The sequence below is a fragment of the Oceanisphaera sediminis genome, assembly GCF_039539745.1.
Taxonomy (GTDB): domain Bacteria; phylum Pseudomonadota; class Gammaproteobacteria; order Enterobacterales; family Aeromonadaceae; genus Oceanimonas; species Oceanimonas sediminis.
Genome location: NZ_BAABDS010000036.1, coordinates 140,386 through 157,178, shown reverse-complemented (window position 1 = coordinate 157,178; position 16,793 = coordinate 140,386). Strand labels below are relative to the sequence as shown.

The following is a 16,793-nucleotide window of genomic DNA, read 5'->3' as shown; positions in this document are numbered from 1 at the left end:
TATGATCATATTCTGCAATAGCTTATCAGAGGCGCGATGAAATCAGCCAGTACGGATGCGGCTCCTGCCGCCTGGTCACGGTTGTTACGCGGCCGTCACCTTGCCGAACAGTTACAGCTGCGTCTGGACGAGTGGGCGCCGTCGCTGTTCGGGTTTACCCTGCTAAAAGTCGACGCCCTGAGTGCGGCCCTGTCGCTGGAGCAAAGCCGGCTGCTGCATTCGGTGCTGATGGGGCAGTCCGGTTTTGCAGGAATGGAACTGCAGGGGGATGCCACCGCCATGCCGTTTGCTCCGGGCAGCCTAGATGCCTGCCTGCTGGCCAATGTGCTGGATTACAGCAAACATCCCCATGCCATACTGCGCGAAACCGAAGTGGTGCTGCGCGACGATGGCTGGCTGATCATCACCGGCTTTAATCCCTACAGCAGTGCCGGTCTGGCCAGCCTGCTGCCGGGGCTGGGCCATCGGTTGCCGCCCTGGCAGCGTATGCTGGCGCCCGGGCGGCTGGAAGACTGGCTCAAGCTGCTGGGATTTGAGGTCATCAAGCAGGATGATATGGGGCTGACCGGCTGGTTCGACTTTCCTCGGCTCGGTCGCTGGCGACGCCGGTTTTGCCCCCGTTACTGCCCGTCGCTGGCGGCGGTGTATATCATCATGGCGCGCAAGCGGCGCTATCCGCTGACCCCGATTCGGCAATTCAAACCGCTACCCAGCGCGCTGCAGCCGGGCATGGCCTGTCAGCGCGAATAGCCGGTATCTTCATGGTGGGCATCGTTCAGCGCGGCTTCCCGGGCGAGATCGTCACAGCGTTCGTTTTCCGGGTGGCCCGAGTGGCCCTTGACCCAGTGCCAGGTGACCTGATGGCGCTGACAGAGTTCATCCAGCCGTTTCCATAAATCGACATTTTTGACCGGTGCCTTGGCGGCGGTTTTCCAGTTATTGCGTTTCCAGCCGGTGATCCACTGGGTAATGCCCTGGCGTACATACTGGCTGTCTGTGGTCAAATCCACGCTGCAAGCGTCGCTGAGGGTCTCCAGTCCGGCAATGGCGGCCATCAGCTCCATGCGGTTGTTGGTGGTCAGTCGGTAGCCTCCGCTCAGCTCCTTGCGGTGCTGTTTGTAAACCAGCACGGCGCCATAGCCGCCCGGGCCCGGATTTCCCAGACAGGAACCGTCGGTATACATCTGAATCTGTTTCATGATTATCCGTGTTGCAACAAGCAAACCGGAAGTCTGCCACAGCGCGGCGGCGCTCACCAGTCACCCGCGCGATTGTGCCAATAACGATAACCGCATATGTAGCCCGGTGGCGTTGGCAGTGGCAGTTATTTATACTGACCGTCGAATTGAGTGGAGAAAGCATTGATGAACCAGCAAAGTCACCAGCGGCAAATAGTGCTGGATACAGAAACCACCGGTATGAACATGGATACCGGCCCCCATTATGTAGGGCACCGGGTGATTGAAATCGGCTGTGTGGAAGTGGTCAACCGTCGCCTGACCGGTCGGCATTTTCACGTTTATCTCAAGCCGGACCGCAAGGTGGACGAAGAGGCGATTCGAGTACACGGCATTACCGATGACTACCTCGCCGACAAGCCGCCCTTTGCCGCCAAGGTTGACGAATTTTTGCAGTTTATCGACGGTGCCGAGCTGGTGGCGCACAACGCCCCCTTTGACGTCGGCTTTCTCGATTATGAAATGCAGCTGCTGGGGCGGCCCGAACGCATGGCGGCCCTGTGCAAGGTAACCGATACCCTGGCGCTGGCGCGCAAGATGTTTCCCGGCAAGCGCAACAACCTGGATATATTGTGCGACCGATTCGGCATAGACAACGGTCACCGAACCCTGCACGGCGCCTTGCTCGATGCGGAGATCCTGGCCGACGTTTACCTCTTGATGACCGGTGGCCAGACCAAGCTCAACCTGCAGAGCGATAACGGCCAGCAGGGTGATACCGGCGGCATTCGTCGCCTGAGTGCCGGTCGGGCGCCGCTGAAGGTGATTCGGGCCGATGAGCAGGAATTGCAGGCCCACGAGTCCAGGCTGGATCTGGTGATGAAAAAGGGAGGCAGTTGCCTGTGGCGCGCAGAATAGGCGCACTTCTGCTCGCCTTGTCGTGCGGGTTTGCGATGACGGCAAGCCATGCCGGTGAGCAGAGTGCCCGCTGGCTGAGCAACACCTTTCGTATCGATCCGTCCATTTCTTCCATTACCCTGCTGATCGAACGGGAAACGGCAACGACTCCTGTGGTGTTGATCCGGCCCGATGGCAGCAAATACTACTATCAGGATCATCCGGATAACGTCAGCTGGGCTGCCACCGCCAACCGGGATGTGATTACCCTGTGGCAACCGGAGCCCGGCCCCTGGCAGGCGACCGGCAAAATCAACCGGCACAGGGGCATTTCACTGCTCAGTGTGTTCGAGGTGCAACTGGCGCCTCTGCCGGAGCGGATTTTTCAGCACGAAGTGTTCAAGCTCGACGCCGAGTTGCGCCATCAGGATACTCGGCTGGATGCCAATTATTACCTGAAAGACCTGTCGCTGCGGGCGCAGCTGATCAAGCCGGACAAGGATGAAACATCGGCTTTTGCCCCGGTGCCGTTGGTCATCGGCGACTTTGCCGATGACGGTACCGGTCTGGATGCCTATCCCTCGGACGGCAAGCTGACGGCAGAAGTGCTGGTCGATACCTTGCCGGGCGAGTACCTGTTTCAGGCCCAAATCAGCAACCGGGTACTGGCACGCACTCACGAGCAACCGGTGCTGGTTTATCCCATGCCGGTCACGCTTGGATTCTCCACGCCGGACGCCAATGGCAAGTGGCAGATGAAGGTGACCGCCGCGAGTGTTCTGCTGCCGGATTCACTGGTGGTCACGGGAGAGCTGACCACACCGGACCGGCAGAGCATGGCGGTATCGGGCACGGGGGCGAACATTCGTTTGCCGGATGCGGTCGACCCCGGTAATTACTATTGGCAGGGACGTGCCTTCGCCACCACCCGCGAGGGGCGTGAAGTCCAGCTCAATCTGATGGAACAGGTGATCCGGGTCAGCCCCCCGGTCAGCGTGGCTGCCGTCGAGACGCCTCCGGTAAAAACAGGCTTGTCCATGATCTACCTGCTGGCAGGAATAACGTTGTTAACGGCGTTACTGGCCACTGGTTGGTTTTTGCGCAAAAAAATAATTGGCAGGCGGAAAAACAGCCCGGAACAGCAGAGTTAACTCCCTATTATCGGGAGTTGTGGGCAATAAATGGTCGAACGGCAAAAAAGGGGCTTTTTCAGTCTTGACCGCCGCCCGGAACGACTCTATTATCGCCCTGTCTGAAGCGATAGCATCAGGCGCCGGAGCGGTAGTTCAGTTGGTTAGAATACCGGCCTGTCACGCCGGGGGTCGCGGGTTCGAGTCCCGTCCGCTCCGCCAAACTCCAGAAAAAAGCCACCTTAACAGGTGGCTTTTTTCGTTTGGCTGCGCCGGACCTGCTGGATGAAGTCGGCGCTGCGCGCCTTCGCCTTCAAACGCGGTGCGTTTGCCACTTCGCCAAAGTTAAGAAGCCCTTAGCTAGTTGATAGCTAATACCAATCCCACTAAATAAATGATCTATTTCATTTTTGTATAAAAGTCGGGCAAAGGGCCCGCTCCCCCGACCCGCCGTGAATCCCTCCCTGGAGGCTCAGCCGCGCCATCCGTAGCGCGGATGGTCGGCTGAGCAGATCCCTTTGTCCTCCTTGATGCAACCGAGTTGTCTGTTAGCACCGTCTACAGACAACTCGGTGCTTAAGAAGAGGCAACAGAGAGCGGCTCCCACGACCGTGAAATGCCATGGACGGCATTTCCGAGCCCCCACGGATGGGTCTATGGCGTGTCGAGGGAGTCGACTGTGTTGCCTCTGAGCTCGAAGTTTAAAAATGATCAGATCTTTATTCAAATTGGTATAAGGGCTTTTTGCTGTCTGTTATTCAGTAAATTCATCCTTTCCTATATTGTCAAACCACCCCTCGTGCCATTTGGTGACCCAGAGCCAGTGTCCCTGTTCACCTAGAAGACCACAGGTTTTTCTCACCCATGCTCACGCTGTGGGTCAGCACCAGATGCACGCCATAGCCGATGATCACGCCCCATAGCGCCGATGACAGCCCGTATAGAGACAGGCCGGAGGCGGTGACGATAAAGGTGAGCAAGGATGCTTCGCGTTCGCGGGCATTGTCCAGTGCGGTCAACAAGTTGCTGGTAATGGCACCGAGCAGAGCCAGCCCCGCCAGCACCGCGATAAAGGCCGGGGGCAGGGAGGTGAACAGGCTGACAATGGTGCCCGCAAACAGGCCGCCCACCAGATAGAAGAAGCCATTGAACACCCCGGCCACATAGCGGCGGTCGTGATCTTCGTGAGCATCTTTACCGGCGCAGATGGCGGCGGTAATGGCGGCCACCACTATGCTGATACCGCCGAACAAGGCCATGGGTAGCGATACCAGACTGGTTATGCCGATCACCGGTTTGGTGCTGACCGGATAACCGGCGTTGTGCAACACCGCCATGCCCGGCAGGAATTGCCCGGTCAGGCTGACCAGTATCAGCGGTATGGCCAGGCTGAGGGTGGATGATAGGGTCCATTGCGGACTGATGAATTGTGGCGTGGCCAGCTCCCAGCGAATGCCGGAAAGGGAAGCGCCTTCAAACAACACGGCCAGCATAATTCCGACGACCAGCAGCAGGACCAGGGTGTACTTGGGCCACATTCGGCGAAAAAACACATAGGCAATGAGCATGCCGATGGCCAGCGCCGGCGAGGTTTCTATGGCGGTAAAGGCCCCCACGCCGAACTGGAACAGAATGCCGGCCATCATGCCGGCGGCGACGCCCTTGGGAATGAGGCGGACAATGGTATCGAATAGGCCGGAAACGCCGATAAGCAGCATAACGGCGGCCGCGGTAATATAGGCGCCGATCGCTTCGTTAAGGGACAACTCGGGAAACAGGGTGACCAGCAGGGCGGTGCCCGGTGCCGACCAGGCGGTGACCACCGGTGCCTTCAGCCACAGCGACAGCAGTATGCCGGAGATGGCGGCGCCGATCGAAATGGCCCACACCCAGGAGGTCATCATGGGGGCGGAAACGCCGGCGCCGGCACCGGCCTGAAACAGAATGGCCAGCGGCCCCGCATAAGACACCAGTACCGCAAGAAAGCCGGCGGCGACGGCGGGTAGCGACAGGTCACGCAGAAAGGACGACATAATTCAGCTCCTTTGAATCAGGGTGAACAATAAAAACAGCCCCGGCATAGGCCGAGGCTGTTTTGTCATTGGCCGGCAATCAGCTGTCGGCGGCGACCCTGGTGCCATCGGTTGCCTGGTCGGTGGCAGCCTGACGCCGACCCACCAGGGCAATGGCGATGGTGGCGATGGCGCCGGGCACGGCCAGTGCCAGAAAGTTCATCTGGTGGGGCAAGGCCAGCGCCAGCAGGGTACCGCCGAGCATGGGGCCCAGAATGGCGCCGTTACGGCCGATGCCCGAGGCCCAGCCGAGGGCGGTGGAGCGAATGTTGGCCGGGTAATACTGGGCTACATAGGCGTACAGCAGTATCTGCGAGCCGATAGTGGTGGCCCCGGCCACGGCCATCAGGCTGTACAGCAGCCACATGGGATGCGGATAACCGAGCGACACCAGCGAGGCGGACGCCAGCAGGAAGAAGCTCACCAGCACAGATCGCAGCGAGAAACGGTCGGCCAGCCAGCCACCGCCCACGGCCCCGACGATGGCGCCGATGTTGAGCACCATCAGGAACATCAGGCTGGAGCCCAGCTCGTAACCGGCGGCAGACATCAATTTGGGCAGCCAGGAGCCCAGCGCATACACCATCAGCAGGCAGCAGAAGAAGGCGGTCCAGAACATCAGGGTGCTCAGGTTACGGCCACCGCGGAACAGTTCCAGTACCGGCGCCTTCTGCACATTGGCCGGGGGAGCTATCAGCTGGTCCTGCTTGGTAATCTGCTGGGCGGGATCCACCTTCTGCAGCAGCGCGCGGGCTTCTTCCTTGCGATCTTGCGCCATCAGAAAGGCCACGGATTCGGGCAGGTACTTGATCATCAGCGGCAGCAGCAGCAGGGGCACGATCGCCAGATAAAACATGATCTGCCAGCCGTAGTTGGGCACTATCCAGATCCCGAGACCCGCAGACATCATGCCACCTACCGCATAGCCGCTGAACATCAGTGCCACCAGGGTACTGCGGCTTCTCTTCGGCGAGTATTCACTCATCAAGGAGACCACGTTGGGCATGACGCCACCGATCCCCAGGCCGGCGATAAAGCGCAATATACCGAATTGCCAGGGATTGGTGACCAGACCGTTGATGCAGGTGGTGAGGCTGAACAGCACCACGCAGATAAGGATGGTTTTCTTGCGTCCGAGCCGGTCCGACAGCATGCCGAAGCCCATGGCGCCGAACATCATGCCGAACAGGGCACTGCTGCCGAGCAGGCCGGCCACATAGGGGTTGAGGGCCCACTGGTCCATCAGCAGTGGCAGCACCACGCCGTAGATCACCAGGTCGTAACCGTCGAAAATAATGATGAGGGAACACCAGAACAGCACCTTCCAGTGAAAGGGGGTAAAGCTGGCGTTATCTATGGTTGCATTAACATCGATATTTCTCATTGCGGTATTACTCCGAATATTATCCTTAAGTCTGGAGTCCGAGGGAATCTATCCCTCCCGTTCATACAAAAAGGCTGCCCTTTCCGTTGGGCAGCCTTCTTTACATCAGCCCAGATCCCCGCCTGCGACGGGGAGTATGGTACCGGTGATATAACTGGCATCGTCGGAGGCAAGGAACAGGATGGCACCTGCCTGCTCATCCAGGGTGCCGTAGCGATGCATCAGGCTGGTGGCCTTGGTCTGATCCACCAGCGTCTGGTACCACTGTTGCTCGCGCTCGCCCTGGGTTTCGGTATTGCGCGGGGTCAGCCGAGGGGGTGCTTCGGTGCCACCGGGAGCGGTGGCGTTGACCCGAATACCCAGTTCGGCGTATTCGAACGCCAGCGCCACGGTCAGGGCGTTGACCCCGCCCTTGGCCGCGGCGTAGGGCACCCGCATCAGGCCGCGGGTGGCCACGGAAGACACGTTGACGATGACGCCTCCCTCGCGTTTCAGCAGATAGGGCAATACGGCTCGGCAGCACCAGAGGGTGGGAAACAGCGACCGCTGCACCTCTTTCTGGATCTGTTCCGGGCTGTAATGTTCGTAAGGCTGGGCCCAGATGGTACCGCCGACGTTGTTGACCAAGATGTCGATGCCACCAAAATGCGCGGCGGCTTTGGTCATCACGCTGTCGGCGCCATCCCAGGTTTCCAGGTTGGCCTGCACGGCGATGGCCTCTACGCCCTGCTGGTTAAACTCGGTCGTCAGCTCGAGCACATGATCGGCCAGATCCACCAGCACCAGCCGGGCACCTTCTTCTGCCGCCCGTTCGGCCACGCGCCGGCCGATACCCTGGGCGGCACCGGTGATCACCATCACCTTGTCGGTGAAACGCGGCTTCATGCGACCGCTCCCGCCACCGCAGAGACGCTGGGGCTGAACTTCTCGTAATGGAAGGAATTCGGTTTGATGCCCTGGTCACGGAAGTAGCCCAGCACGGCGTCCACCATGGGGGGCGGTCCACACAGGTAGACATCCACCTCGCCGTGATGGATGGGCGCATCCTGCATATGGTTGGTCACGTAGCCTTTGAGCGGATGAGCGCTGTCGGCGCTGGCCACCACTGTCTTGAAGCTGAAGTTCTCTATTCCGGCGGCAAACTGCTCCAGCGCCTCGATACACACCAGATCGTCATCGTTGGTAACACCGTAGATCAGATGGGTCGGCTGCCCGGTGCCGTTGACCTTGAGGTGCTCCAGCATGGCGAGGAAGGGCGCCAGGCCGGTACCGCCGGCCAGCATCAACACCGGACGTTCCACCGGGCGCAGGTAGAAGCTGCCCATGGGACCGGTGAGTGTCAGCGAATCTCCGGCCTTGCACTGACCAACCAGATAACTGCTCATCAGGCCGCCAGGCACGTTGCGGATCAGGAAGCTCAGTTCCCGGCTGCCGGGCCTGGAGCTGAATGAATAGGCACGGGTCTCTTCGGTACCCGGCACCTGGATATTCACATACTGGCCCGGCAGAAAGGCAATATCGTCTTCTGCGGCTACTTTCAGTTCGATGGCGGTGGGAGAAACCAGGTTCACCTCGAGTACGGTACCTTGGACCCTGGCGATGCCGGTCTTGCACATGGTGGACGCAACGGGGATTTCCACCACACAGTCGCTGGCGGGCACCATCTGGCAGGTCAGAATCATGCCCTGCTCGGCTTCATCGTCGGTCAGTGCTTCGTCGATGTACTCGTCACCCAGGTCAAACTTGCCCTGGTGGCAGCTACCCTTGCAGGTGCCGCATACGCCGTCGGAGCAGTCCATCGGCAGATTGATCTGGTTGCGGTAGGCCGCATCCAGTACGGTTTCCCCTTCATTACAGCGGATGAAGCGGGTAATGCCGTCTTCAAAGTTGAGCGCGATGTTGTAACTCATTTTGGTTTCTCCCCACCAATTACAGGTGATAGATATCAATCACCTGATTGATGTAATCGTTGTTCAGAACTACCTTCTTCTCGGTGATCAGGGGCTGGTCGCCGCCGATATCCAGGGTATAGAAGGAGGTACCGAAAAAGGTTTCGGTCTTGTGGTAGCGATGGCTGTTGGTCTGCCAGTTGAAGCGCAGTTTCACCTGGTTGCCTTCCCGGGACAGGATCTCCAGGTTGCTGGTCTGGTGAGTCGTGCGCGGCTCCGGCATGGAGCTGGCACCGGAGCGTTCGGTCTTGATCCGATACACCCGATCTTCCAGGCCATCACGGTTCGGGTAATAGATCAGCGAAATCTCGGTCTGCGGGTTCTCGGTCAGCCGGTCTTCGTCGTCCCACGCCGGCATCCAGTACACGACGTTTTCGCTGTAGCAGGTGAGCCACTCGTCCCACTGGCGGTCGTCCAGCAGACGGGCTTCACGGTAGATAAACGCCTGAATCTGTTCGAAGTTCATTCGGAGTCCTCCATGGAAGTGATGGAAATAAGCTGGGCGCGCTCGGTCTCTACCGCCTGCAGCATCTCTTTTACCCAGTGCTGGTGATGGGTCACGTACAGGCCTTCGTCTTCCGGCTTGGTACCGCTCAGCAGGGGCTTGAGGCCGATGGCGTCGGCGCCGGCATCCGGGCCTTCAATCCAGTGGCTGGCGCCCCGGCTCATGTCATTCCATTTCAGGCCACTGGCTTCGTAACCTTCCTGGCAGGCGCGGAATTCTTCCAGATCATCCGGGGTACCCATGCCGCTGACATTGAAGAAGTCTTCGTACTGGCGCAGACGCTTGGCGCGATCTGCCGCCGGCTCGTTTTTCGGTGCCCAGCAGTAGATGGTGATCTCGGTCTTGTTGACGGCAATCGGACGTAACACCCGAATCTGGGTGGAGAACTGATCCATCAGATAGACGTTGGGATATACGCACAGGTTTTTGGTGGTATTGACGATGGCGTCGGCGCGGGCGTCGCCCACTTTTTCCTGCAGTCGTGCCAACTGGTTGAACACGGGGCGTACCTGAGGGTTGGTCAGCCGGGTCCACAGCATCATGTGACCATGCTCGAAGCCATAGAAGCCACCTTCGCTGGACCAGCTTTTGGCATCCACGGCCTCGGTGCCGCCTTTTTCGTAGTTACGCTGGCCCATGGTGGACAGGTAGTTCCAGTGCACGGTGCCAACGTGATAGCCGTCGGCGCCGTTTTCGGCGGTCAGCTTCCAGTTGCCTTCGTAGGTGTAGGTAGAGCTGCCGCGCAGAATTTCGATGCCGTCTTCCGCCTGATCGACCATGTTGTCGATGATTTTGGTGGTTTCACCCAGGTACTCGGTCAGCGGCAGCACGTCGGCATTCAGGCTGCCGAACAGGAAACCGCGGTAAGACTCGAACTTCGGCAGCCGTTTCAGATCGTGGGAGCCGTCGTTGCTGAAGCTTTCCGGGTAACCGCCTTTCTTCTGGTCGCGGGCTTTCAGCAGCTTGCCGTCGTTCTTGAAGGTCCAGCCGTGGAAGGGGCAGGTGAAGGAGGCCTTGTTGCCGCGCTTCTTGCGACACAGGGTAGCACCACGGTGAGAGCAGGTGTTCAGCAACGCCTGCAGCTCGCCTTCCTTGGTGCGGGTGATCACCACCGGCTGGCGACCGACGGTCGTGGTGTAATAATCGCCGGGATTTTCCAGCTGGCTTTCGTGGGCCAGATAAACCCAGTTGCCTTCGAAGATGTGTTTCATCTCCAGGTCGAACAGTTGCTGATCGGTGAAGACGCCACGGTCACAGCGATAGTGGCCGGTGGTCGGATCGGCTTCCACCGCACCCCGGATCTTGTTTTCGAGTCGGTCGAGTTGGCGAGTCATGTTTGGTTACTCCATCTGGCGTTGCCGGCCTTTCGGGCCTGTGTGGTATCCGACCGCCTGCTAACGGCAGGCGGTCGGCTCACAAACAGCGTGTTATTAAAGGTTCAGGAGCCGCTGGCTCAGCTTTCCAGGGCGCGCAGGCGTTCGTGGCGGCTCTGCAGCTCGGCCTTGTCGGTAGACACCAGACGGATATTGAACTCCACGCGGGTGAACGGTTGGCTCAGGCCATATTGCTCGGCGGCGGCCGCATCTTCGACACGCACGGCGTCTACCACCAGCTCTTCGCGGGTGGCGAAGGCGAAGTCATCAAAGGTGTACTGATCACCGGCCAGGTTGATCTGGGTGGTCAGATGCTTGTGACCCGGCTTTGATACGAAATAGTGAATATGCGCAGGGCGGTTGCCGTGACGACCCAGCTGGTTGAGCAACGCCTGGGTTGAACCTTCGGGCGGGCAGCCGTAGCCGGACGGAATGATGCTCCGGGCGGTGTAACGGCCGTCGGCGTCGGTCTTGATGCGGCGGCGCAGGTTGTACTCGCTCTGGGACTGATCGAAGTAGGAGTAGGCACCTTTCAGATCGGCGTGCCAGATGTCGACGATGGTGTCGGCCAGCGGTTGGCCGTTTTCGTCGGTGACCTGGCCGGTGAGGATCATGGTCTCGCCTTGCTGGGTGCCGTCGTCCATGCGGGCGAAGCCGTCGGAAACCGGGGCACCGGCCACATACAGCGGACCTTCGATGGTGCGTGGGGTGCCACCGGACAGGCCGGCTTGTTCGTCTTCGGCATCCATGCGGATGTCCAGATACTTGTCCATCCCCAGGCCCGGGGCCAGCAGGGCGGCTTCGCCGTTTTTGCCCAGCTCGTTGATGTAGTAAACGGCGCTCCAGAACTCTTCCGGCGTGATATCCAGGTCTTCGATGATCTGAAATACGTCGTGCATCACACGGTGCACTATGGTCTTGACCCGGTCGTTACCGCCGGACTGATTGAATCCTGCCACTTTTTCCAGCAGCGTGATGACTTCCTGCGTTTCCATGGTTTTGACTGACATTGCTCTGACTCCTTGCGTGTCTTGTTATGTAGTTATTTGGTCGAAGGGTATTTCTGTTTGCTTAACGGTCATCCAGGTGGATGGAGGACGGGTGCCGACAAAGGGGCGCGACACTGATGTCCATGTAGGGAAACAGGGGCAGGGCACTGATCAAATCCTGCAATTCGGCGTTATCGGCCACATCGAAGATGCTGACGTTGGCGTAGCTGCCGGCCACCCGCCACAGGTGGCGCCACTTGCCCTGGGTCTGCAGTTCCTGGGCGTAGGCTTTTTCCCGGGCCTTGATGTCGGCAATCACGTCGGCCGGCATGTCATGGGGGATATTTACCTTCATCTCGACTTTAAACAGCATGATGCTTTCTCCGTTTGGATATTTTGGCGTCGGCGTTTATTTCCGGCGATAGTGTGTCAGCTTGTCTTCGTCTATCTCTATGCCCAGACCGGGGCCTGTGGGCAGCGCAACGCCGTTGTCATGGAAGTTCAATCGCTTGACCACGATGTCGTCCTTCATCAGCAGCGGGCCGAACATCTCGGTCCCCCAGTGAATTTTGTCGAGCGTGGACCAGGCATGCAGCGCGGCCACGGAGCCGATGGTGCCTTCCAGCAGGGTGCCGCCATAGAGGCCGATACCGGCGGCCTCGGCCACCCTGGCCACTTCCAGCGCCCGCAGCGGGCCGCCCGCCTTGGCAATTTTCAGCGCCACGGCACCGGCGAAGCCGGCGGCGGCCAGACTGAACATGTCTTTTGCATCGGCCACGGCTTCGTCGGCCAGAATGGGCAGATGGAACTTTTCGGACAGGCGCACCAGCGCCGCCAGATCCTTCATCGGGGTCGGTTGCTCGACCAGATCGATACCGGCGGCCTGCAGCTCGGCCATGCCTCTGGCGGCGGTGGCCTCATCCCAGGCCTGGTTGACATCGACCCGCACGCTGGCACTGTCACCCACGGCCGCCTTGATGGCGGCCACATGGCGCACATCGTCCATCAGGGCACGGGAGCCGATCTTCAGCTTGAAATCACAATGACGTCTGGCGGCAATCAGGCTGTGGGCTTCATCGATGTCTTTGGCGGTATCGCCGCTGGCCAGGGTCCAGAGCACGGGAAGGTGTTGATGCACGGCGCCGCCCAGCAGGTCCGACACCGGGCGATTCAGGCGCTTGCCCTGCAGATCCAGCAGGGCGGTTTCGATGGCGGACTTGGCCAGGTTGTTACCCCGGGTGGCATTGTTCAGCCTTACCCGCAGGGTATTGATGTTGTCTGCGGCCTGGCCAATCAGCAACGGTTTGAAGTAGGTGTCTATGGTCAGTTTGACACTTTCGGGGCTTTCCGGGCCGTAGGCCAGGCCGCCGATGGTGGTGGCTTCTCCCAGTCCCTCCAGACCATCTGAGTCTTTCATCCGGACGATCACCATGGTCTGAACCCCCATGGTGGTCATGGAAAGCTGGTGCGGGCGTATGGTCGGAATATCGACCAGGATGGCTTCAATGGACTGGATGCTTGCTGACATGTAATCTCCCGGTGTTACCGTATGACGCTTTGTTATTGGAAGGTTATGATGTTGAATGAATGTGAACCAATATTGATTAAGTTGCGAGTGATACCCTGGGGGTATGGATGGAGTTGAGGCACCTGCGATATTTCGTGGTGGTGGCCGAAGAGTTGAACCTGACCCGGGCCGCCGAGAAGTTGTTTATTGCCCAGCCGCCGTTGACCCGGCAGATCAAGCAACTGGAAGAGGAACTGGAGGTACAGTTGTTTATTCGCAAAGCCCGGGGGCTGGAGCTGACTCAGGGTGGCCAGTATTTTCTGCAGCAGGTACATTCGATCATGGACAGGCTCGATGCCAGCATCGAAGGGACGCGCCAGGTGGCTCAGCATCGCAAGACGGTCTTTTCCATCGGCTTTGTGCCGTCGGTGTTCTACGGTCAGTTACCCTTGATGGTGCGTCGTCTGCGCCGCAACAAGAACCTGGAAATCGTATTGCACGAGTTGAAGACTCAAGAGCAAATCGACGCGCTCAAGAGCGGCAAGATCGACATCGGGTTTGGCCGCATCAGCATCGAGGATCCGGACGTGGAGCAGGAAGTGCTGTTCAATGAACCCCTGATTGCCGCCCTGCCGGCCGCTCATCCCCTGACGAAGCAGGTGCCGACCATGCAGCAACTGGCGGAGGTGCCCATGGTGACCTTTCCGGCGGGGGCCGGGCCCAATTTTTCCGATGTGGCACTGGGGCTGTTTCATCGGCGGGGCCTGAAGGTGCAGGTGATTCAGCAGGTCAACGATTTGCAGACGGCGCTGTCACTGGTGGCGTCGGACATGGGCTTTGCGCTGGTGCCCGAGCAGGTGAAGAAACTGCGGCGTGAAGGGGTAGAGTTCGTGACGGTGGCCGATGAGAACATCACCACGCCGGTGATCGCCTCGCGTCGCCGCGGTGAAAACCCCAATGCGGTGATGCGGCTGGTGAACACCATACTGGCGGAGCTGGTCGAGAACCGGCTGAGCGGCCGCTACCCCTGACGTTGCCAGTATGGAATACGTTCTCTATGGCCGCTTCTTGAGTACTTGGCAGCCCAGAGACGGCAATAACTGATTTAGCTGTAACACGGCGTCACCCGATATTGATGACGCCGTGGCGAGTATCAATGACTGTTGGTGTAGTCCAGCACCAGGGCCGTCATGGCGCTGACGCCAATCGGTAGCGCCCCTTCATCCGGATTGAACCTGGGCGAATGATTGGGATAGGCCAGCGCCTGTCCCTCTGGTCTGGTGCCGAGGAAGAAGTACATGCTGGGGATGTCACTGGCGAAATAGGCAAAGTCCTCGGACGCCATGCTGCGGGTCGCTTCGCGGAACTTGTCGCCGGCGATACGCTGCAGGGTCGGGACCATGGCAGTGGTCAACTCGGGATTATTGATGGTAGCCGGATAACCCTTGTTGATCTTCACCTCAGCCGTCGCCCCGGTGCTTTCGGCAATATTCACCGCGGTCCGTTCGATACGCCGGTGGATCTCGTCTCTGGTGGTGTTGTCGAAGGTACGTATTGTTCCCTCCATCACCACCTCATCGGGAATGATATTACCGCGCACACCGCCCTTGATGGCACCGATGGAGATCACCGAGGGGGTGTTGGTGACGTCAAGCTGGCGAGCCGGAATGGTTTGCAAGCCCATGATTACCTGACTGGCGGTCACGATGGGATCCACTCCGTTCCAGGGCATGCCGCCATGGGTCTGCTTGCCCTTGATGGTGATGTGCAGTTGATCCGACGAGGCCAGCTGCCCCTGGCTGCGTACCGAAATTTCGCCCAGCGGGCTGGTCATGACATGCAGACCGAACATGGCCTCCGGCTTCAGGTCGCCGAACAGGCCTTCCTTCAACATCAGCGCGGCCCCGCCTTCCTCACCCACAGGAGCACCTTCTTCCGCCGGCTGAAATACAAAGATAACGGTACCGGCCAGTTCATCCTTCATCTCGGCCAGCACCTGGGCGGCGCCCATCAGAATGGCCACATGCATATCATGGCCGCAGGCATGGGCCACGCCTACCTCCTCGCCGTTGTATTCGGTTCTTACCCTGGATGCGAAGGGCAGTCCGGTGTCTTCGGTGACCGGCAGTGCATCCATGTCTGCGCGCAGCGCGACCACAGGGCCTTCTTTCGCTCCCTTCAGTATGCCGACTACACCGGTATGGGCGATGTCGGTGCGTACTTGCATCCCCAGCGACGTCAGGTGTTCGGCCACCAGGCCGGCGGTACGGGTTTCACGGTTGCCCAGCTCGGGATGCTGGTGGATATCGCGGCGCCAAGACACCACCTCTGGAGTGACCTGCTCTACCAGACTCTGCACTCCGGCCGGCAAGGTGTTACTGGAAGCCGCACCCGCCAGCATGGGCATGGCCAGCAGGCCGGCTATCGCCATGACCAGACCGGTACGTTTCAGACGTGGGATTCTATTCATAACAAGATCCTTTTTAGTTACGCTACAGTGGATGGACGGGAACTTAAGCCACTTTTCTGAGTTTGGTTGCTACCTTGCCGTCTTTGGTCAGGCTGAACAAGTCTCTGGGGTCGTCCAGTTCGGGTACCCGCTTGATAAAGCTGCCGAGATCGTCTTGTTCAGCCAGATCAAACAATAGGCACAGGACCGAGTCGCCTTCCAGTGCGAAACCGACCGAATCGAAGATGATGATCTCGTCGGCGCCGGTGCGACCGGAGTGGTTGTCGATAATCCGTTGGCACATTTCGGCCAGGGCCCGCCTTTGTGCGTTGGCAAACTTCATCAATGATTGTCTTATTCTCAATGCACCGCCATTCGTATCAGGCCGGCTTTCTCCTGCAGCAGCGGCAGGAAGCGCTCCCTCAGTGTTTCCATGTCTACCCGGGCCGCATTGGTGCTGATGTTGATGGCGCCCAGCAGAAATCCTTGCCGATCGAACACCGGTACCGCCACCGAACGCAGGCCGGAGTCCAGCTCCTGATCGACGATGGCATACCCCTGTACGCGCACCTCTTCCAATACCTGACGTAATGCATCGCTATCCACAATGCTTCGCTCGGTGTGGGCCTGCAGCCGAACCTGTTTCAGAAAGGTGTCCAATTCGGCGGTAGAGAGCTGAGCCAACAGCACCCGTCCCATCGAGGTGTAAGCGGCGGGCAGCCGGGTGCCCACCGACAGCTGTATGGCCATCAGCCGATGTTCGGCGGCGGAGCGGGCGATATAGACCACCTCGTCGCCGTCGAGGATGCCGAGCGAGGTGGACTCGTTGATTTGCCGAGTCATGTCTTCCAGATAAGGCTGAATCATGGTGCCGTAGCGGTTGACCGACAGAAAGGCATGACCCAGTTGCAGCACCTTGGGGGTCAGCTCGAAATGACGGTGCTGTTTCTTCAGATAATCCAGCGCATGCAGGGTCAGCAGAAAGCGGCGGGCCTTGGCCCGGTTCATGCCGGTTTTGGCCGCCACTTCGCTCAGGGTCATGCGAGGGCTGTTTTGATCGAACGCCTGTAACACTTCCAGTCCGCTGGCCAGCGCGGTGACGAAGTCGCGATCGTCCGGGTTGAGTTTGTCGTCCTGATTCATGCCGTATTTCCTGTCGCGGTATTGCTGGATAAAGGAGCCATCCATGATAGCAAAAGTTCGCATTGCGAACATGCATCATGGGTTATTTCTCCACGCCTTTAAAATGTCACCTCCAGGTAAAAAAATAACGGCTTATTTTACAGGTGGTTATAGTTTTTATTTGACGGGTGTCGAATTTTTTGGTTTGCGAGACCGGGAAAAGAGTGCAAATATGTTC

General features: G+C 59.1%; 17 protein-coding genes and 1 tRNA gene. 5 read left to right on the top strand and 13 right to left on the bottom strand.

Annotation, left to right across the window (positions count from 1 at the left end; genetic code table 11):
* The first annotated feature begins 36 nt into the window (after positions 1-36).
* The gene (locus tag ABD827_RS11935) at positions 37-750 is read left to right on the top strand and encodes a class I SAM-dependent methyltransferase (protein WP_344964985.1); all 714 of its coding nucleotides are present in this window, start codon (positions 37-39) and stop codon (positions 748-750) included.
* On the opposite strand, the gene rnhA is transcribed toward ABD827_RS11935, so the two are convergent.
* Complete coding sequence (rnhA, locus tag ABD827_RS11930) at positions 738-1,202, bottom strand: ribonuclease HI (protein ID WP_344965062.1); 465 nt, start codon at positions 1,200-1,202, stop codon at positions 738-740. The genes ABD827_RS11935 and rnhA overlap by 13 nt on opposite strands.
* Before the next feature lie 162 nt (positions 1,203-1,364).
* Between rnhA and dnaQ the strand changes: the two genes are divergently transcribed.
* The 3 genes from dnaQ to ABD827_RS11915 all read left to right on the top strand — a co-directional run bounded on the left by dnaQ (position 1,365) and on the right by ABD827_RS11915 (position 3,427).
* On the top strand, positions 1,365-2,096 hold the full coding sequence (gene dnaQ / locus ABD827_RS11925) for a DNA polymerase III subunit epsilon (protein ID WP_344964984.1): 732 nt from the start codon (positions 1,365-1,367) through the stop codon (positions 2,094-2,096).
* Between the two features lie 35 nt (positions 2,097-2,131).
* Positions 2,132-3,226, top strand: coding sequence for a hypothetical protein (locus ABD827_RS11920; protein WP_344964983.1), 1,095 nt, complete (start codon positions 2,132-2,134; stop codon positions 3,224-3,226).
* A 124-nt stretch (positions 3,227-3,350) separates the two neighbouring features.
* Positions 3,351-3,427, top strand: a tRNA-Asp gene (locus tag ABD827_RS11915).
* 611 nt (positions 3,428-4,038) lie between these two features.
* Here the strand turns inward: ABD827_RS11915 and ABD827_RS11910 are convergent.
* The 9 genes from ABD827_RS11910 to ABD827_RS11870 form a co-directional block, all read right to left on the bottom strand.
* On the bottom strand, positions 4,039-5,238 hold the full coding sequence (locus tag ABD827_RS11910) for a benzoate/H(+) symporter BenE family transporter (protein WP_344964982.1): 1,200 nt from the start codon (positions 5,236-5,238) through the stop codon (positions 4,039-4,041).
* 79 nt (positions 5,239-5,317) lie between these two features.
* The gene (locus ABD827_RS11905; protein WP_344964981.1) at positions 5,318-6,661 is read right to left on the bottom strand and encodes an MFS transporter; all 1,344 of its coding nucleotides are present in this window, start codon (positions 6,659-6,661) and stop codon (positions 5,318-5,320) included.
* Between the two features lie 105 nt (positions 6,662-6,766).
* Positions 6,767-7,546: a benzoate diol dehydrogenase BenD gene (gene benD / locus ABD827_RS11900; protein ID WP_344964980.1), complete on the bottom strand. Its 780-nt coding sequence runs from the start codon at positions 7,544-7,546 to the stop codon at positions 6,767-6,769.
* Positions 7,543-8,571, bottom strand: a complete 1,029-nt coding sequence (gene benC, locus ABD827_RS11895; protein WP_344964979.1) for a benzoate 1,2-dioxygenase electron transfer component BenC — start codon at positions 8,569-8,571, stop codon at positions 7,543-7,545. The genes benD and benC overlap by 4 nt, the downstream gene beginning before the upstream one ends.
* A 19-nt stretch (positions 8,572-8,590) precedes the next feature.
* On the bottom strand, positions 8,591-9,076 hold the full coding sequence (gene benB, locus ABD827_RS11890) for a benzoate 1,2-dioxygenase small subunit (RefSeq protein WP_344964978.1): 486 nt from the start codon (positions 9,074-9,076) through the stop codon (positions 8,591-8,593).
* Entirely contained in the window at positions 9,073-10,449 is a 1,377-nt protein-coding gene (locus ABD827_RS11885) for a Rieske 2Fe-2S domain-containing protein (RefSeq protein ID WP_344964977.1), read from the bottom strand. The genes benB and ABD827_RS11885 overlap by 4 nt, the downstream gene beginning before the upstream one ends.
* Positions 10,450-10,568: 119 nt before the next feature.
* Positions 10,569-11,498, bottom strand: coding sequence for a catechol 1,2-dioxygenase (gene catA, locus ABD827_RS11880; RefSeq protein ID WP_344964976.1), 930 nt, complete (start codon positions 11,496-11,498; stop codon positions 10,569-10,571).
* A gap of 61 nt (positions 11,499-11,559) precedes the next feature.
* Positions 11,560-11,850, bottom strand: coding sequence for a muconolactone Delta-isomerase (gene catC / locus ABD827_RS11875; protein WP_298718016.1), 291 nt, complete (start codon positions 11,848-11,850; stop codon positions 11,560-11,562).
* A gap of 36 nt (positions 11,851-11,886) precedes the next feature.
* A complete protein-coding gene (locus tag ABD827_RS11870; protein WP_344964975.1) occupies positions 11,887-13,005 on the bottom strand; it encodes a muconate/chloromuconate family cycloisomerase in 1,119 nt (372 codons plus the stop codon).
* A gap of 107 nt (positions 13,006-13,112) precedes the next feature.
* Between ABD827_RS11870 and ABD827_RS11865 the strand changes: the two genes are divergently transcribed.
* Entirely contained in the window at positions 13,113-14,015 is a 903-nt protein-coding gene (locus ABD827_RS11865) for a LysR family transcriptional regulator (protein ID WP_344964974.1), read from the top strand.
* A 122-nt stretch (positions 14,016-14,137) separates the two neighbouring features.
* Here the strand turns inward: ABD827_RS11865 and ABD827_RS11860 are convergent, their stop codons facing one another.
* Genes ABD827_RS11860 through ABD827_RS11850 form a run of 3 tightly spaced genes read right to left on the bottom strand, consistent with a single transcriptional unit; the run spans position 14,138 to position 16,639 of the window.
* Positions 14,138-15,454: an amidohydrolase gene (locus tag ABD827_RS11860; RefSeq protein ID WP_344964973.1), complete on the bottom strand. Its 1,317-nt coding sequence runs from the start codon at positions 15,452-15,454 to the stop codon at positions 14,138-14,140.
* A gap of 43 nt (positions 15,455-15,497) precedes the next feature.
* Positions 15,498-15,776, bottom strand: a complete 279-nt coding sequence (locus ABD827_RS11855; protein WP_344964972.1) for a Rossmann-fold NAD(P)-binding domain-containing protein — start codon at positions 15,774-15,776, stop codon at positions 15,498-15,500.
* 17 nt (positions 15,777-15,793) lie between these two features.
* On the bottom strand, positions 15,794-16,639 hold the full coding sequence (locus ABD827_RS11850; RefSeq protein ID WP_344964971.1) for an IclR family transcriptional regulator domain-containing protein: 846 nt from the start codon (positions 16,637-16,639) through the stop codon (positions 15,794-15,796).
* Positions 16,640-16,793: the final 154 nt, after the last annotated feature.

Coding starts and splice junctions, on each gene's coding strand:
- ABD827_RS11910 (WP_344964982.1), bottom strand. CDS start 5,238: ATGTCGTCCTTTCTGCGTGACCTGTCGCTACCCGCCGTCGCCGCCGGC.
- ABD827_RS11920 (WP_344964983.1), top strand. CDS start 2,132: ATGACGGCAAGCCATGCCGGTGAGCAGAGTGCCCGCTGGCTGAGCAAC.
- benD (WP_344964980.1), bottom strand. CDS start 7,546: ATGAAGCCGCGTTTCACCGACAAGGTGATGGTGATCACCGGTGCCGCC.
- ABD827_RS11860 (WP_344964973.1), bottom strand. CDS start 15,454: ATGAATAGAATCCCACGTCTGAAACGTACCGGTCTGGTCATGGCGATA.
- benC (WP_344964979.1), bottom strand. CDS start 8,571: ATGAGTTACAACATCGCGCTCAACTTTGAAGACGGCATTACCCGCTTC.
- ABD827_RS11865 (WP_344964974.1), top strand. CDS start 13,113: ATGGAGTTGAGGCACCTGCGATATTTCGTGGTGGTGGCCGAAGAGTTG.
- catA (WP_344964976.1), bottom strand. CDS start 11,498: ATGTCAGTCAAAACCATGGAAACGCAGGAAGTCATCACGCTGCTGGAA.
- ABD827_RS11870 (WP_344964975.1), bottom strand. CDS start 13,005: ATGTCAGCAAGCATCCAGTCCATTGAAGCCATCCTGGTCGATATTCCG.
- dnaQ (WP_344964984.1), top strand. CDS start 1,365: ATGAACCAGCAAAGTCACCAGCGGCAAATAGTGCTGGATACAGAAACC.
- ABD827_RS11905 (WP_344964981.1), bottom strand. CDS start 6,661: ATGAGAAATATCGATGTTAATGCAACCATAGATAACGCCAGCTTTACC.
- ABD827_RS11855 (WP_344964972.1), bottom strand. CDS start 15,776: ATGAAGTTTGCCAACGCACAAAGGCGGGCCCTGGCCGAAATGTGCCAA.
- ABD827_RS11885 (WP_344964977.1), bottom strand. CDS start 10,449: ATGACTCGCCAACTCGACCGACTCGAAAACAAGATCCGGGGTGCGGTG.
- ABD827_RS11935 (WP_344964985.1), top strand. CDS start 37: ATGAAATCAGCCAGTACGGATGCGGCTCCTGCCGCCTGGTCACGGTTG.
- catC (WP_298718016.1), bottom strand. CDS start 11,850: ATGCTGTTTAAAGTCGAGATGAAGGTAAATATCCCCCATGACATGCCG.
- benB (WP_344964978.1), bottom strand. CDS start 9,076: ATGAACTTCGAACAGATTCAGGCGTTTATCTACCGTGAAGCCCGTCTG.
- ABD827_RS11850 (WP_344964971.1), bottom strand. CDS start 16,639: ATGCGAACTTTTGCTATCATGGATGGCTCCTTTATCCAGCAATACCGC.